17 protein-coding genes and 2 tRNA genes are annotated in these 16,554 nt (G+C 34.9%); 8 read left to right on the top strand and 11 right to left on the bottom strand.

What is annotated here, in order from left to right; genetic code table 11:
• Nucleotides 1-17: 17 nt before the first annotated feature.
• Both ACJJVT_RS11660 and ACJJVT_RS11665 read right to left on the bottom strand, forming a co-directional pair.
• Entirely contained in the window at nucleotides 18-1,115 is a 1,098-nt protein-coding gene (locus ACJJVT_RS11660) for a BT_3928 family protein (RefSeq protein WP_405398846.1), read from the bottom strand.
• An 8-nt stretch (nucleotides 1,116-1,123) separates the two neighbouring features.
• The gene (locus ACJJVT_RS11665) at nucleotides 1,124-1,669 is read right to left on the bottom strand and encodes a DUF1599 domain-containing protein (protein ID WP_405398847.1); all 546 of its coding nucleotides are present in this window, start codon (nucleotides 1,667-1,669) and stop codon (nucleotides 1,124-1,126) included.
• A 103-nt stretch (nucleotides 1,670-1,772) separates the two neighbouring features.
• Between ACJJVT_RS11665 and folP the strand changes: the two genes are divergently transcribed.
• Genes folP through ACJJVT_RS11680 form a run of 3 tightly spaced genes read left to right on the top strand, consistent with a single transcriptional unit; the run spans nucleotide 1,773 to nucleotide 4,234 of the window.
• A complete protein-coding gene (gene folP / locus ACJJVT_RS11670; RefSeq protein ID WP_405398849.1) occupies nucleotides 1,773-2,597 on the top strand; it encodes a dihydropteroate synthase in 825 nt (274 codons plus the stop codon).
• Nucleotides 2,598-2,651: 54 nt separating this feature from the next.
• A complete protein-coding gene (locus ACJJVT_RS11675; RefSeq protein ID WP_405398850.1) occupies nucleotides 2,652-3,437 on the top strand; it encodes a diadenylate cyclase in 786 nt (261 codons plus the stop codon).
• Complete coding sequence (locus ACJJVT_RS11680) at nucleotides 3,437-4,234, top strand: DUF3667 domain-containing protein (protein WP_405398851.1); 798 nt, start codon at nucleotides 3,437-3,439, stop codon at nucleotides 4,232-4,234. The genes ACJJVT_RS11675 and ACJJVT_RS11680 overlap by 1 nt, the downstream gene beginning before the upstream one ends.
• Here ACJJVT_RS11680 and ACJJVT_RS11685 read toward each other — a convergent pair whose 3' ends face one another.
• Nucleotides 4,235-6,001, bottom strand: coding sequence for an ABC transporter ATP-binding protein (locus tag ACJJVT_RS11685; RefSeq protein WP_405398853.1), 1,767 nt, complete (start codon nucleotides 5,999-6,001; stop codon nucleotides 4,235-4,237).
• Complete coding sequence (truA, locus tag ACJJVT_RS11690; protein WP_405398855.1) at nucleotides 5,994-6,743, bottom strand: tRNA pseudouridine(38-40) synthase TruA; 750 nt, start codon at nucleotides 6,741-6,743, stop codon at nucleotides 5,994-5,996. Before truA ends, ACJJVT_RS11685 begins: the two co-directional genes overlap by 8 nt.
• 135 nt (nucleotides 6,744-6,878) lie before the next feature.
• Between truA and ACJJVT_RS11695 the strand changes: the two genes are divergently transcribed.
• Nucleotides 6,879-7,373, top strand: coding sequence for a metallophosphoesterase family protein (locus tag ACJJVT_RS11695; protein WP_405398857.1), 495 nt, complete (start codon nucleotides 6,879-6,881; stop codon nucleotides 7,371-7,373).
• Nucleotides 7,374-7,416: 43 nt separating this feature from the next.
• Here ACJJVT_RS11695 and ACJJVT_RS11700 read toward each other — a convergent pair whose 3' ends face one another.
• The 3 genes from ACJJVT_RS11700 to ACJJVT_RS11710 all read right to left on the bottom strand — a co-directional run bounded on the left by ACJJVT_RS11700 (nucleotide 7,417) and on the right by ACJJVT_RS11710 (nucleotide 9,568).
• Nucleotides 7,417-8,277 carry a hypothetical protein gene (locus ACJJVT_RS11700; protein ID WP_405398859.1) on the bottom strand — a complete coding sequence of 287 codons (861 nt, stop codon included), beginning with the start codon at nucleotides 8,275-8,277 and terminating at the stop codon, nucleotides 7,417-7,419.
• 118 nt (nucleotides 8,278-8,395) lie between these two features.
• Nucleotides 8,396-8,893 (bottom strand): hypothetical protein, encoded by a 498-nt coding sequence (locus ACJJVT_RS11705; protein WP_405398860.1) that lies wholly within the window; start codon nucleotides 8,891-8,893, stop codon nucleotides 8,396-8,398.
• Nucleotides 8,894-9,157: 264 nt separating this feature from the next.
• Entirely contained in the window at nucleotides 9,158-9,568 is a 411-nt protein-coding gene (locus ACJJVT_RS11710; protein WP_133686632.1) for a DUF4293 domain-containing protein, read from the bottom strand.
• A 195-nt stretch (nucleotides 9,569-9,763) separates the two neighbouring features.
• Between ACJJVT_RS11710 and rho the strand changes: the two genes are divergently transcribed.
• The 3 genes from rho to ACJJVT_RS11725 all read left to right on the top strand — a co-directional run bounded on the left by rho (nucleotide 9,764) and on the right by ACJJVT_RS11725 (nucleotide 13,016).
• Nucleotides 9,764-11,410: a transcription termination factor Rho gene (gene rho / locus ACJJVT_RS11715; RefSeq protein ID WP_405398862.1), complete on the top strand. Its 1,647-nt coding sequence runs from the start codon at nucleotides 9,764-9,766 to the stop codon at nucleotides 11,408-11,410.
• Nucleotides 11,411-11,597: 187 nt separating this feature from the next.
• Entirely contained in the window at nucleotides 11,598-12,299 is a 702-nt protein-coding gene (locus ACJJVT_RS11720; protein WP_405398864.1) for a hypothetical protein, read from the top strand.
• Between the two features lie 156 nt (nucleotides 12,300-12,455).
• Entirely contained in the window at nucleotides 12,456-13,016 is a 561-nt protein-coding gene (locus ACJJVT_RS11725; protein WP_405398865.1) for a hypothetical protein, read from the top strand.
• Between the two features lie 82 nt (nucleotides 13,017-13,098).
• On the opposite strand, the gene rpsT is transcribed toward ACJJVT_RS11725, so the two are convergent.
• The 4 genes from rpsT to proS form a co-directional block, all read right to left on the bottom strand.
• Nucleotides 13,099-13,350, bottom strand: a complete 252-nt coding sequence (rpsT, locus tag ACJJVT_RS11730; RefSeq protein ID WP_405398866.1) for a 30S ribosomal protein S20 — start codon at nucleotides 13,348-13,350, stop codon at nucleotides 13,099-13,101.
• Between the two features lie 48 nt (nucleotides 13,351-13,398).
• Nucleotides 13,399-13,470 (bottom strand) — tRNA-Glu (locus ACJJVT_RS11735).
• 41 nt (nucleotides 13,471-13,511) lie between these two features.
• Nucleotides 13,512-13,583: transfer RNA gene (locus ACJJVT_RS11740), tRNA-Glu, on the bottom strand.
• 78 nt (nucleotides 13,584-13,661) lie between these two features.
• On the bottom strand, nucleotides 13,662-15,137 hold the full coding sequence (gene proS, locus ACJJVT_RS11745; protein WP_405398868.1) for a proline--tRNA ligase: 1,476 nt from the start codon (nucleotides 15,135-15,137) through the stop codon (nucleotides 13,662-13,664).
• 138 nt (nucleotides 15,138-15,275) lie between these two features.
• Here proS and ACJJVT_RS11750 point away from each other — a divergent pair, with 138 nt between their 5' ends.
• Complete coding sequence (locus ACJJVT_RS11750) at nucleotides 15,276-16,553, top strand: hypothetical protein (protein WP_405398869.1); 1,278 nt, start codon at nucleotides 15,276-15,278, stop codon at nucleotides 16,551-16,553.
• Nucleotide 16,554 lies beyond the last annotated feature (1 nt).

Below are 16,554 nucleotides of genomic sequence, written 5' to 3' on the forward strand. Positions count from 1 at the left end.
TATTTCAGTTTATTATCTTAATTGAAGATTAAATCTTCTAAGTCGTTGTAATGTACTTTCTGTTTTATGGTTCCCTTTTCTAGAACCAACACTCCGGGGTTTGATCTTACAATAGTCTTCAGTGTCGTCTCATCGGTAAAGTAAAAATCAAAACCTAAGTTATTCTCTTTTACCAAAGCATCAGTTTGATCTGGTCCAGAGGCTGACATACCTATTACTTTATATCCAGCTTTTATAGCTTTGTCGGCTACTGTTTTAATATTCTTGAATTCTTCTAAATTCGATTTTCTTAAATCGTATGCTATGACCATAACCAATTTAGGTTCTTGTAATAAAGAAGCGGCAAAATCTTCACCTTCTTGCTCTATGGTAAAATCATGAACTGGAGGTTCATAACCAGCCTGAATCTCTTCGGTTTCAACATCTATAAACTCACCTTCTACAGTTGGGTAATCTCCATTACTAATATGAATTTCTTCAGTTCCGTTTACATCGAACTTCCATCTGTATTCAAAAATAGCTTTTGGCGCATCATCTGGTGTACTCATACCATCTTCGATGTTCTTACCTATTTCATAAGGTCTAAAATCTATTACTGGCAAGTGGTTTAATACATAATATACGTAACCAACACATGCAAAAAACGATGCTGCAAGAACTGTCGTCAAGACTTTCGAATTTACCAACGGTGTTATATATTTTCTACCGACATATATGATTAAAATAAGTACTAACAGCACTACATCTTTTGTAAAAGACTCCCAAGGTGTCAGCTTTATAGCATCACCAAAACATCCACAATCAGTTACTTTATTAAAGTAAGCCGAATAAAAGGTTAGAAATGTAAAGAACACGATCATAGCGATCAGCGTCCATATAGTAATTTTTCGTTTGTAACCCAAAATGAGCATTACACCAACCATGACCTCAAAAATCACCACAAGAATTGAAATTGATAAAGCAAAAGGAGTTAGAAAAGGTAAGTCTAACACACCCTGACTAAAATATTCTTCTAACTTAAAAGAAAATCCAACGGGATCATTCAGTTTTATAAATCCGCTTATAATAAAAAGTATACCAACAAAAATTCTTACGACACCTACTAAATACTTCATTCTTATTATTATTTTGATTCTGAACCTAAATGTATCAATGCAAAAACCGCATAATTAATCATGTCTTGATAATTAGCATCTATACCTTCGCTTACCAATGTTTTACCCTTATTATCTTCTATCTGTTTTACTCGAAGTAATTTCTGCAAAATTAAATCTGTAAGAGAACTAACTCTCATATCTCGCCAAGCTTCACCATAATCATGATTCTTGTTCAACATCAATTCTTTGGTAACCTTAATATGCTTTGCATATAATTCTACCGCTTTTTGGGTATTTAAATCGGGCTGATCTGCAACACCAAGTTCTAATTGAATTAATGCCATTACCGAATAATTGATGATACCGATAAACTCTGAACGTTCACCTTCATCAACCTTACGAACATCGTTCTCTTGAAGACTACGTATACGTTGTGCCTTAATAAATATTTGATCTGTTAGCGATGGCAATCTTAAAATTCGCCATGCGCTACCATAATCTGTCATTTTTTTCTCGTACAGATTTAAACAAACCTCAATAACCTCATCGTATTCCTTTGCCGTATCTAGCATGTAATTCTATCTAATTTGTGTAAATTTCGCTTAAAAAATTGGAACCATCAAGATTGACGGTTTAAACTTGGAAAATGCCACAAATTCCTTTTAAAAATTGATAATGACCATAAATTGCAACGGTAAACTTTTATCATTAGAACAGCCCAAGGTAATGGGTATTTTGAATGTTACTCCTGATTCCTTTTTCGATGGCGGAAAATACAAAGACGAAAAGAGTGTTCTAAATCAGGTTGAAAAAATGCTGAACGAAGGAGCTTGTTTTATTGACATTGGCGCTTATAGTTCAAGACCAGGTGCTTTAGAAGTTGATGAAGCTACCGAGTTAAAACGGATAGTACCAATTGTCAGCTTAATTCTTAAGAATTTTCCAGAAACCATACTATCTATAGATACGTTTAGAAGTAGTGTTGCAAAAGCATGTATTGAAAATGGCGCTGCCATAATTAATGATATTTCTGCGGGATTGCAGGATGATAAAATGCTAAGCACTGTTGCAAAATTACATGTGCCTTACATTATGATGCATATGCGTGGCACACCACAAAACATGCAGCAACAAACAGATTACAAAGATATTTTGAAAGAGGTTCTTTCATTTTTTTCTGAAAGATTGGTGGCTGCTAAAGCATTAGGAATAAAAGATATTATCATTGACCCAGGTTTTGGCTTTGCAAAGAATTTAGAACAAAACTATGAGCTTTTGAATCATATGGAAGTCATGAATATCATTGAACACCCAATATTAGCAGGCATTAGCAGAAAATCAATGATTTACAAAACATTGGACACCACTGCTAGCCAAGCATTAAATGGCACAACAGCATTACATATGGTCTGCTTACAAAAAGGAGCAAAAATAGTACGAGTTCATGATGTTAAAGAAGCCATGGAATGTGTAAAACTCTATGAACAATTAAATGCCTAAGTTTATATTAATTTGTTGTCATCAATTTTCTTAATTTTACTAAAACGGTACTGATTGGATTTTTTAAATTTTATTGACTTTAGGATTACAGATGTTTTAGACATCATATTTGTTGCCGTACTACTATACTACATCTACAAACTAGTTAGAGGATCGGTTGCCATCAATATTTTTATCGGTATTGTTATCGTATGGGCTTTTTGGAAACTGACCGAATTGCTAGACATGCAAATGATCAGTAGTATGGTCGGTGCATTTATGCAAGTCGGACTTATTGCACTAATTATAGTTTTTCAGCAAGAGATTAGAAAGTTCCTATTAATGATAGGCTCTACCAATTTCGCGAACAAGAGAAATTTTGTGAAGCATTTTAAATTCTTAAAGCAAGAAGGCTTATCGACAGACACAGATGTTGATGCCATATTAAAAGCATGCGAGAAAATGGCGAGTACCAAAACAGGTGCTATTTTGGTTATCGAACGTAGCAACTCCTTAGATTTTATAAAGAGTACAGGTGATCGCATGAATATTGAGATTAACCAACCTATTCTTGAGAGTATCTTTTACAAGAACAGTACACTACATGATGGTGCGGCTGTTATTGTTGGGAATTATATTGTTGCTACAAGAGTAATTTTACCAGTTTCTAACGAGCGTAATATTCCGCTGCGTTTCGGGTTACGACATAGAGCTGCAGTAGGAATAAGTGAAAAGACCGATGCATTAAGTATTGTAGTTAGTGAAGAAACCGGATTAATCTCTTATATAAAAAACGGAGAATTTGTGCTGTACGACTCCATCACCCAATTAGGGAATATGCTTAAACAAGATTTGATATAGTGGAATGCAAAAACTGCCATACCAACCTAAGAACCGATTTCAGTTATTGTCCCGATTGTGGTGCTAAGGTAATTCGCAATAGACTTACAGTAAAAAATCTTTGGTATGATGCTACTGAGCGTTTTTTCAATATAGACAACACTTTTCTAATAACATTCAAACACCTTTTCACAAAACCTGAGGAAGTAATTGGCGGTTATATAAATGGTGTTAGAAAGAAATACCTAAACCCCATTAGCTATTTTACTATAGCCATTACCCTTGGAGGGTTATTTGCTTATGTATATTCTGAGTTTTTCCCAAATGCTCTAGATTTTGATTTTCTATATAAATCTGGAGATTCAATTACCGAAGCAGAAAAATTAGGACAGGATTTTCAAAAACAATGGAATGCTTACCTAATAAAATATCAAAGTCTCTTTTACATGGCTATGCTGCCATTTTTGGCATTAATTTCTAGACTTGTGTTTATCAATAAAAAGCAATTTAATTTAAGTGAGCATTTTGTAATTAACATTTATGCTTACTCACATTTATCTATAATTATAAATATTGCCTACTTACTGACCATTTGGAACTCTAAAATTATTTATTATGTTTCTATGGGTAATATGATATTCCAAATAGGATTCTTTACTTGGGTATTTTACAAACTATTTAATCTGACCATAAAGCAAACCATATTAAAACTATTTCTGTTCCTAATTTTAATAGGTACCTTATTTACAATTATTACAATTGGTATAGGCATTTATTTAGCTTTTTTCACTGACACCTTTCAGAAAATGGCTCCATAATTAAGCTACTTCCTCAGCTAAGAACTGAGCTTCATAAAGATTACTGTAGTAACCACCTTTTTTAAGCAGTTGTTTGTGTGTACCTGTCTCTACAATATTACCGGCATCCATCACAATAATTTTATCGGCTTTTTTAATAGTAGCTAAACGGTGGGCAATAACTATTGAAGTTCTTCCTTGCGTAATTTTATCAGTCGCCGACTGAATTAACTGCTCAGAATACGTGTCTACAGATGATGTAGCCTCATCTAAAATTAGAATACTAGGATTACTCACATAAGCCCGTAAAAATGCAATTAACTGACGCTGACCACTTGAAAGCATGGTACCTCTCTCTTTTACATTATACTGATAACCGCCTGGTAAACTCGTTATAAACTCATCTACACCAATAGCTTTAGCTGCATTTTCAATATCAGAAACACTTATTGCTGGGTTTTTTAAAGAAATATTATTTGCAATCGTATCTGCAAACAAAAAAACATCTTGCAATACCACCGCGATATGCGAACGTAATAAAGATAAATTGTACTCTTTAATATCTACACCATCAACCAAAATAGAACCAGAGTTAATCTCGTAAAACCTATTCAATAAATTAATTATCGTACTCTTACCTGCACCTGTAGCACCTACAATAGCAACTGTTTCTCCTGCCTTTACATCAAATGAAATTCCGTGTAAAACCTCTTCATCTTCCAAGTACCCAAAATGAACATTATCAAATTTGATATCGCCATTAACTATATCTTTCTCAAAAGAACCTATATTTTGAATATGACTATCGGTATCTAAAATTTTAAAAACTCTGTTGGCGGCAACCATCCCCATTTGTAGGGTATTAAACTTATCTGCAATTTGACGAAGTGGTCTAAAAAGCAAATCGATCAACATAATAAAAGCGAAAATTGTACCAGCTATATCCGTAGATATATTAGCAACATTTTGCAATCCGCCATACCAAACAATTAACCCCACGGTAAGTGAAGAAACAATTTCAGCAATCGGGAAGAAAATGGAGTTATACCAAACCGTTTTCAGCCAAGCTTTTTTATGCTTTTCGTTAATTTCCCTAAACTTATCGCTCTCAATTTTTTCACGAGTAAATAGCTGAACTATTTTCATACCCGTTATACGCTCTTGTACAAAAGAATTTAGATTAGAAACCTCTGCCCTAACTTCTGTAAAAGCCACTTTCATAGCCTTTTGAAACCATCTTGTAGCGTACATTATTATAGGTAATAACGCAAAAACTATTAAAGCGAGTTTCCAATTTATGAATAGCATAACAATGGCAGCAACTACCATTTTCAGCAAGTCTGCCACAATAACGAAAAAACCTTGACTAAATATCTCGCCAATTCGTTGCATATCTGCAACAGCTCTCGTTACCAATACGCCTAACGAAGAATTATCGAAATACTTCATTTTAAAAGAGAGCATTTTCTTGAAGAGACTTATACGAACATCTTTAATGACAGATTCGCCTAACCAGTTTGCGTAATAATTAAAAGCCAGCTGACAAATTACTTGACCAAGCAACACCACCAACATAGCAATGGTTAAGTAAAGCAACATTTCTGCATTGCTTTCTTTTATGGCTTCATCAATAATTTTCTTGACAATTAAGGGAGTAAGAATCGCAAAACAAGACAATAATATGGCAGCCAAAGCAACGCCATAAAAAGTAATTTTGTACGGTTTTGTGTAGGCGAGTAAGCGTTTAAAAAGACGAGTGTCAAATGCTTTGCCAGAATCCTTATCCATTCTTTAAAATAGTATTGGGGTAAACAATAGAGGTCAAATATAATCCTTTTGCAGGAACAGAAACGCCTGCTTTTGTTCTATCCTTGCTTTTTAGTATGGTATTAACATAGTCTGCGGGGTATTTTCCCAATCCTACATTAATTAATGTTCCGACAATGGCTCTAACCATATTACGCAGAAATCGATCTGCTGTAATCGTAAAAACAAGTTTATCATTTTTTAGCTCCCATTTTGCCTCTCTTAGGTCGCAAATATTAGTGTACACATCTGTATTCGATTTTGAAAAACATTCAAAATCTTTTTTACCCAACAACAACGCTGCAGCACTATTCATTTGAGCTATATCTAAGTCCTTCTTTACGAAATGAGCTAAATCTGTAGAAAAAGGATCTTTCTTTTTATCGATATGATATTCATAAGTTCTTGCCGTAGCATGAAAGCGTGCGTGTGCATCATCTTCTACTTCAAAAATTCGATCAACCGCAATATCGTTTGGTAAGAAAGAATTTAATCTAAAAATATATTCAGGAATATTCTCAAGAACATCAACATCAAAATGGGCGTACATTTCTTTGGCATGAACACCAGTATCTGTGCGACCTGCACCCATAAGCGAAACAGGCAAATTTAAGAGTTTAGACATGCCGTTCTCAAGCACTTCTTGAACAGTTATGGCATTAGGCTGATTTTGCCAGCCATGATAAGCTTTACCGAAGTATGAAAATTGAATGAAGAATCTCAAAAGTATGTGCTAGTTTTGTACTTCGCAAAGGTATTAAAAAGGATACGTTTTAACATTCGATCCAGCAAAGTCAAATAAGAATATTAGTTGTTCTATAAAACGAATCTATTTCCCCAATCAAATTGAAATCTAAAAATGACCAAAATCCTCTTACTTTCTGATACTCATTCTCATATTGACGATGCCATATTAAAGCATGTAAAATGGGCAGATGAAGTATGGCATGCCGGTGATATAGGGTCTTTAGACGTTACAGATGCCATTGCGAAATTAAAACCTTTAAAAGGAGTGCATGGTAATATTGACGACCATATAATTCAAAAAGAATTTCCTGAGAATAACCGTTTTTTTTGTGAAGGCGTAGATGTTTTTATAACTCATATAGGAGGATACCCACCTAAGTATAATATGAGAACTCGAGATATGATTAGAGAAAATCCGCCGAAATTATTCATTTGCGGGCATTCACATATTCTAAAAGTAATGATGGATAAGAAATTAGGAGTATTACATATGAACCCAGGTGCATGTGGGAAACATGGTTTTCACCAAGTACGTACCATGTTACGTTTTGTTATAGAAGGTGATAATATTAAAAACCTAGAAGTTATAGAGCTAGGAAAAAGATAAAATACAGGATGTTCTTCTCTATCCACATCCTGTATTCAGCTAATTAATATTCAAACGAAACGCCTAAAGAAAATGTACCGCCATCATAAATATTCTTACGATCAACTAAAAAGCCGGCATAATCAGAATATTGGGCGACCACATTAAAATGATCAGTCACTTTGTACATAGAAGTGACACCATAATTGGTAAAAGCAGTACCCTCGCCAAACAAGAACGATCCGCTTTGTACATTGTTTTCTGAAGATAATCGCTCTTGAATTTTTAGCTTACCGATTAGATAGAGTTTGTCAAAAAACAAATGACCCAGTTCTACCCCAGCCTGAAATTGATTACTAAAATCTTCTGTTCTAAAATTAACACTTGAGAAAGCAGAAGCGTAAGTTTTACCATTTTTAAAGCCGTGCGAAGCCGCAAGGGTTGTCCACACATTAAACTCCCCATCAGAAATTGGCAGGTTAATTTCATCAAACTCACCAAGTGCATTCGCATTCTTAGATTGTGCAAAATTACTACCATCGTTAGTGGGTATATCTAATGCTACTTGTAAAGACAACGGGAAGCTTTTTAATAATTTATACTTTACCCCTAATTGTATATTACCTACACCGCCAACAGTTTCCGTCGTACTAAAACTGTTTAAACGCACCAATGGCAAATCAACAATCGCCGTAAACCTATCTGAAATACCGTATTCACCATAAATTAATAGTGCACTCGTATTAAAAGTACTTCCTTGATCAGCCAATCTACCTTCTGTAGTATAATACTTATTTGACGAGAAATGTGCCGCCGATGCCTGAAGGTAAAATCCTTTAGCCTCTCTTGTCCAGCCACTTTGCGCTTGGGCATAAAAAGTGAAGACGCAACAGCATATAAATATGATGTTTTTTATTTTTTTCATAATTCTGTTATATTAAAGTAAAGCGGGTTGTTTTAAACCACATAATAAAAAAAGCCTTTGGGAGACATAGAAAAACAGAATCATGTGTCTCTATTCCCAAAGGCAGTAAAAAATTATATTAGTTTAAAGCAACATTACCAAATGGTATGTTAGCTGTAGCACACCAAAGAACAATGTGTGTATATTTAGCATCGGGTGTTTCGCTCAATTTAATAAACATCTCACCGTTATCGGCTACATTACCAATAAGCATTAAATCTGGATTTCCGTTAGCTGGATCTGGCGTAAAAACTTCAGAAGTCGATAAAAAGATACCAACCGTACCAGTACCTAATTCAGTAGTAAAGTCATCTGCAAAACGAACAAAACTTGTATCATCGGTATCGACACCTACCTCTACTAAGCCTTGTGTTGGTGTACCACTCTCTGCAACCAGGTTACCACTTAAGGTTACCATTAAATCGCCGACAGGTAATGACGAATCTACTTCTACCGTTTCTGTTTCAACTACAGTTTCTGTAACTGTCACTACTTCACCATCATCATCTGAACAACTAATAAAGAAAGTTGTCATAACACTAGCCAATAATACAAGAGTAAATTTTCTGTTTTTCATAATCGTAATTTTTAAAATGTTTAGTTTATAAAACAGTGTAACTAACGACTATCGTTAGCCTTGCTGTTTCTTGGGACAAACATAGAAATGTGGTATCACGAAGAATTCAAGAAAAAGTAAAGAGTGTATCACAGCAGATAGAAAAACTGCGATGTTTTTGTGATAATTAAAGAAAGGAGTGTTTTGAATTTAAAAAGTAAGGACATAAAAAAACCCGGAAACTACCCCGGGTTTTAACGCACTAATACTACTAAGATTATAGGTTTAACGCAAGCGATCAACAGATTTTACAAGATCTTCATCCTTTTTTATAGCCTTGTTAGCAAGAACCAAAAAAATGATAGAAAATACTGGAATCAGCATCCCAATACCCTTCTCAGAGACCAAAGTCTCTCCGGATAAGTTTAGTGATCGGTAAACGAAAAATCCTAATAAAAAAACATTCAATATCATGTTCAGCCTGTTTATGACAAACTGAGATTTTCTATTTTTAAATTGTACCATAGCCCATATTGCTAGAACAGTACTTACATAAAAGGCAATAGAAATAAGCATTTCATTATTTGCAAATACTTCAGTACCATCGACATGTATCCATAGGTTAAAGAAGAACGGTAGAATACCCGTAAGTATTGCTACAACTATCAAATAAAGGCTCTGTATTCTTTGAATCATAAATCAATTACCACTTTACACTGCAAAAATACATGTCTTTTCAAAAAATATAACCCTTTTATTCAAAATAATTTGTAATATTGCTACGTTATCACGTCATAACGCCTACCAGTAAGGAAATTATCTCCTTTAGATTATCCAAATAAAATATTTACTTCTTACAATACAAACTCTTATAATTTATTCTACTACTTAATGTTTGAGATTTCAGATTTAAAATCAAAAAAGCTACCTGAATTACAGGAAATTGCGAAAGGACTTAAGGTTCCTAAATTCAAAACCTTAAAAAAACTAGATTTAGTTTATCAGATTTTGGACTTACAAGCCGCTAATCCGAAGGTTGCCGCAGCGATAGCTCCAGCTACTACTGAAGAAGTTAGCAAGCCTGCAGAAGTAAAGCCAAAACCGAAGCCAAAGCCAAGACCTAGACCTCGTGTTGAAAAAAATACGAACAAAGAAACTAATGCTCCAGAGAAAGTGGCAGCAGAAAAGGTGGCACCTGCAAAGGCTAATGTAGCTAAAACAGAAAATTCTCAAGAAAGTGTTTCTAAGGAACCTGTTGAGCAAAAAAGGCCAAGACCAAGACCAAAAGCTGCAAACCAACCTAACAAAAAGAATTCGCCTCAGAACAACAATCATAAAAATAAACCTAATCCGAGACCTACTCACGACAAAAGTAATTTTGACAAAGATCTAAAGAATAGGTACAAAGAACCTGAGTATGAGTTTGACTCTATTATCGCCAGTGAAGGTGTTTTAGATATCATGCAAGATGGATACGGATTTTTACGCTCATCTGATTACAACTACTTATCATCACCTGATGATATTTATGTTTCTCAATCGCAAATACGTCTTTTCGGATTAAAAACAGGAGATACCGTATTAGGTAACGTAAGACCACCAAAAGAAGGAGAAAAGTATTTTCCACTTATTAAGGTGAATAAAATTAACGGGATAGACCCACAAATAGTTCGCGACCGTGTGTCATTCGAGCATTTGACTCCGTTATTCCCACAAGAAAAATTTAATTTGGCAGAACGCCAAAGCTCAATATCGACGCGTATTATCGATTTGTTCTCCCCAATCGGAAAAGGACAAAGAGGTATGATCGTATCTCAACCAAAGTCTGGTAAAACCATGCTTTTAAAAGATATTGCCAATGGTATTGCTGCAAATCACCCAGAAGTTTATCAAATTATATTATTAATTGATGAACGACCTGAGGAGGTTACCGACATGCAACGTAATGTACGTGGCGAGGTTGTCGCTTCAACTTTTGACAAAGAACCAACAGAACACGTACGTGTAGCCAATATTGTTTTAGAAAAAGCTAAGCGCTTAGTAGAATGTGGTCATGATGTTGTAATTCTTTTAGATTCGATTACACGTTTGGCAAGAGCATACAACACAGTGCAACCAGCATCTGGTAAAGTATTAAGTGGTGGTGTTGATGCCAATGCTTTACACAAGCCTAAGAGATTCTTTGGTGCTGCCCGAAATATTGAAAATGGCGGATCCCTTACCATAATTGCTACCGCATTAACAGAAACTGGATCTAAAATGGACGAGGTTATTTTTGAAGAATTCAAAGGTACCGGTAACATGGAACTTCAATTGGATCGTAAGATTGCGAACAGAAGAATTTTCCCTGCCATTGACCTTACATCTTCTAGTACACGTAGAGACGACATATTATTAGATGAAGCGACACTACAACGTATGTGGATCATGCGTAAGTACCTTGCAGACATGAACCCAGTAGAAGCGATGGAATTTATCGAACAACGCTTTAAACAAACTAAAAACAACGAAGAGTTCTTAATGACGATGAATCAGTAGAGCAATTCTAACCTATATTTTAAAATCCCGATTTCATATAGAAATCGGGATTTTTTATACCCTATAAATTCTGGCTTTATATAAAAATAGACGACTATTATTCTTTTTAATATCTTTAACACATTACAAAAGAACTCTCCCCCAGTCTTTTACCAATTTTCGTATTAATAATTTTAATTCTAAGAAAATGAAAAGACCAACCACCTTAAGTATCAAAATCGCCCTATTCTTCGCCCTAACAGCTATCGTTAGTTGCAATCAACCGCAAAAAGAAAATGATCCCAAAAATGAAAAACCAACAGTAGTTAAAGCACCTGCACAACTTATTGCCATACCTGAAGCTCAGAATATGTATGATTCTTATAGCAAAAGAAGAGTGCCATTAATTCAACACTACGAAGATTCTATAAATAGAACTCTTAAAAAGGACAAAGAATTTGATGTTGGTAGATTTGTATACTATGACTACAAAACAATCAAGCAATACTTAGCTTTTATAGAACAAGAGGCTGCAGATGCCGATGTAGAAATTTCGACTTTAAGGTTCTATTTCTCTAATTATCCAGATGAAGTTGTTTTTAAGAATACAAAAGATTCCATTAAACACCCTAGGCAGAATTCTATAATGCTTTCCCCTACCTACAATGATGGAAAACGAGATTACCTTTTCTACATTGCACAAGGTGCAAAAGGCAAGCAAGCAGTACCACTAACAAATGACTTTGAAGATATAAAGGGCTACAGCACTAGTATGCAAGAAAGAAACAAAGTTTACGCATCTATTGTGCCTAGCTCAAATTCAACAACCGTAGCACCGTTTAATCTACAAGGATCACAAAGTTTAACCCTAAATAGAGGATCAGGCGTTCCTCCACCAAAGAACCAATAATTTTACAAAAATAAGGTTGAAATTATGCTAGCGTACCTTTTGGACAATTACTACATGCCACTCTATTTTATAGCATTGGTGTTATGTATACTAAAATATCAATTATACTACGATACAGTTTTAAGGTATTTTCCAATACTACTAACCTATACCTTCATGTCAGAAGTATTAGGGCTAATAGTAAGAGACGTAGATGACATTCAATTAGTGTACAGACAAGAATATTACAATTACAACACCATAATTTTCAATATATATGATATTATTTTCTTTCTATATTTCTTTTTCGTCTATTATCAGTTGAGCGATAGTAGACTCACTAAAAATTTAATTAAATATGGCGGAGTAACTTTTTCACTAACGTGTATTGGCAATCTATTTCTTCAAGACTTTTTTACAGAGCCTCAAAATTTTGCCATCATTGTTGGATCGATAATTTTAATATACACAGCATCGACCTATTTATATAAACTAATAATTACCAAACATAGATTACCTATTTATAGAAATCTTTTATTTTGGCTATGTATTGGTATTTTATTTTTTTATATATGTTACCCTATAAGCATGTATATCTTATCTTTTGAATACGACTTTTTCATCCTCAATAATTTATCTAAATACCATTACATTTCTATAGGTGTATTTTACGCGTGCATTATCATTGGTCTTATATTAATGAAAAGGCTCAGAATAGCAAACGAAGTACTTCAATAAGATAGGCTATTTACAAAAAAGATAGAACAAAAAAAGCCTTCCTAATTAAAGGAAGGCTCTAAATTTTTACTTTAAAGCTAAATTATAGTGCAGATACGTGCTTAGCTAACTTGCTTTTTAAGTTGGCAGCTTTATTATCATGTATGATATTACGTTTTGCTAAACGATCGATCATACTAACAACACTTGGAAAAAGAGCCTCTGCATCTTTCTTAGATTCTTCTGAACGTAATCTTTTAATAGCATTACGTGTAGTTTTATGCTGATATCTATTTCTTAAACGAACTGCTTCGTTTCTTCTGATTCTCTTTAATGCCGACTTGTGATTTGCCATTTTATAATTTATTATAATTTCTTCGGATTCTCATCCATTCAATTTTTGTAGTCCGTAGGGGAATCGAACCCCTGTTACCAGGATGAAAACCTGGCGTCCTAACCCCTAGACGAACGGACCATTATGTCAATACTTGGAAATACATCCAACGGTTTAATTAGTAGTCCGTAGGGGAATCGAACCCCTGTTACCAGGATGAAAACCTGGCGTCCTAACCCCTAGACGAACGGACCATACTTTGCGCAATTGCGGATGCAAAAATACAAATATTTTTTACTATCACAACACCTACTTATTATTTTTTGAAAAAATTAATAAGCTTTAGCAAATAACACTCTTTTATTCGACGGTTTACCCGTTACCATACAAGTACCTTCTTCTTCTTTTGCATCTATGGGAATGCAACGTATAGTTGCCTTCGTCTCATTTTTAACACGTTCTTCAGTCTCTTTACTACCGTCCCAATGTGCAGAAATAAATCCACCTTTTTCTTTTAAAACTTTTTTAAATTCATCGTAAGAATTTACTTCAGTAATATGATTAGTTCTATAATCAAGTGCTTTTTGATACATATTCTGCTGAATATCTTCCATCAAAAACTCAATTTTAGCAACAACATCTGTTGCCGCAACGGTCTCTTTTTGCAATGTATCTCTTCTTGCCAACTCATAAGTACCATTTTCAAGGTCTCTTGGCCCAATTGCCAACCTTACCGGTACTCCGCGAAGCTCATACTCATTAAATTTAAAACCAGGCTTGTGCGTATCTCTATTATCGAATTTTACAGAAATACCCTTAGCTCTTAATTCTTTCACTAAAGGATTAACAGTCTCAGAAATTTGATCCAACTGGTCTAATCCTTTATAAATTGGTACAATAACAACTTGTATAGGTGCTAATTTCGGAGGAATCACCAATCCATTATCATCACTATGTGTCATAATCAATGCTCCCATTAATCGTGTTGAAACTCCCCAAGAGGTAGCCCAAACATATTCTTTACTACCTTCTTTAGTTGCAAATTTAACATCAAAGGCTTTTGCGAAATTCTGACCTAAAAAGTGAGAAGTACCAGCTTGTAACGCCTTACCATCTTGCATTAAAGCTTCAATACAATAGGTTTCAATAGCACCTGCAAAACGTTCGCTTTCTGTTTTAGTACCTTTTATGACAGGTACCGCCATATGGTTTTCTGCAAAATCGGCATAAACGTTCATCATTTGTTCTGCCTCTTCAATTGCTTCTTTTTCGGTTGCATGCGCCGTATGGCCTTCTTGCCATAAAAACTCTGCCGTTCTTAAAAACAATCTTGTACGCATTTCCCAGCGAACAACATTTGCCCATTGATTAATAAGCAATGGTAAATCTCTATAAGACTGTATCCATTTTTTATAGGTATCCCAAATGATGGTTTCAGAAGTAGGCCTAACAATTAGTTCTTCCTCTAATTTAGCATCTGGATCTACGATTATACCGCTTCCATCTTCAGCATTTTTTAACCTATAATGCGTAACTACAGCACATTCTTTAGCAAAACCCTCAACATGGCTTGCCTCTTTACTTAAATATGATTTAGGTATAAATAACGGGAAATAGGCATTCTCATGACCAGTTTCTTTAAACATCTTATCTAAACCTGCTTGCATTTTCTCCCAAATACCGTAACCATATGGTTTAATTACCATGCAGCCTCGTACACCAGAGTTTTCGGCTAAATCTGCCTTAACCACTAATTCGTTATACCATTTGGAATAATCCTCGCTTCTCTTCGTCAAATTTTTACTCATTATCTGGACTTTGGCACAAATTTTGTGAATATTAGTATATAATAATTGAGTAAAACTAGTTATTTTTAATATGTTCAACAATATAATTTTGATCCGATGATATATTCTATACCCCACAACAAACTTCGAAACATAACAATGTTGGTAACCTTAGCTGTCATAACAGCTTCCTGCGGTTCATATCAACAATCATCTTACTACGATAATGATGGTATTTATTCCGATGATGTTTCAACGACGGTCGAAAGACAACCTCAACAAAGAAATTACACACAGAATAATCCTGAAACGGATACGTACACCAACTATTTTGGTGAAAAAGCTGACCAATATGGCGAAATATTAGATGAAGAAATTTTTACTGATGTAGATTCTTATTCTAGTAATGATTTAAATCAAGATGTTCCAGAAGAACAATTAACAGATTATTACGCTACTGCAAATGACTATGAAGGTTATGGCAGCTGGGGAAGTAATAATGCTGATGTAAGCATTTACATTCATAACAACGGATGGAATAACTGGAACAATGGTGGTCTTTACGGATGGGGCTGGAACAATGTCGGTTATGCAGGTTTCTATGGTAGTGGCTGGGGTCAACCATGGGGCTGGAACAGATGGAATAGATGGAACAATTGGGGTTATGGCGGATTCGGATTCGGTTGGAACAACTGGGGATACGGATGGAACAGACCTTATTACGGTAACAATTTCGGATATGCATATGGCTACGGTTATGGCAACAGATACTACAGTCGCAACAATAGATATTCTAACAGAAACTATGCATTAAACAATTCTAGAAGAGGAAACTACACAAGACAAACGTCTAATAATAGTGGGCTTTCTTCAACAGCAGCAAGAGGTCGTTCAAATGTGAACACTAGAGGTAATTCTTCTAGATATAGAACTACTACCGGCAGAGCATCAACAGCTAGAAGTTCTGCAAACACTCGTAGTTCAAGAACCTATTCAGGTAATACATCGGCAAGAAGATCTGTTGGCGTTGATCAGAATAGAGCTTATAGAACAAGTAGAAGCACTAGAGCAACACCTAGATACAGCAGTAGCTCTTCAAGAAACTACAGTAGTAGATACAGTAACAGCCCTAGAACATCTAGTTCTAGCACCGCAAGATCAAGCAGTAGGGTTGCAGTACCTAGAACTTCGACATATAGAAATTCTGGTTCTAGCTCTAGAAGTTATTCTTCAGGTAGAAGTTCTGGCAGCAGTTCTAGAAGCAGTAACTATAACTCTGGTAGAAGTAGTTCTAGAAGTAGCAATTATAGCTCTGGCAGAAGCAGTTCAAGCGGTAGTTCTTACAGAAGCTCAGGTAGCAGCTCTAGAAGTTCAAGCAGTGGGTCTTCATCTAGATCTTCTGGCTCGTCTAGAAGTAGTAGTGGCCGAAGAAACTAAA

The sequence above is a fragment of the Maribacter sp. Asnod2-G09 genome (assembly GCF_045063795.1).
Lineage (GTDB): Bacteria > Bacteroidota > Bacteroidia > Flavobacteriales > Flavobacteriaceae > Maribacter.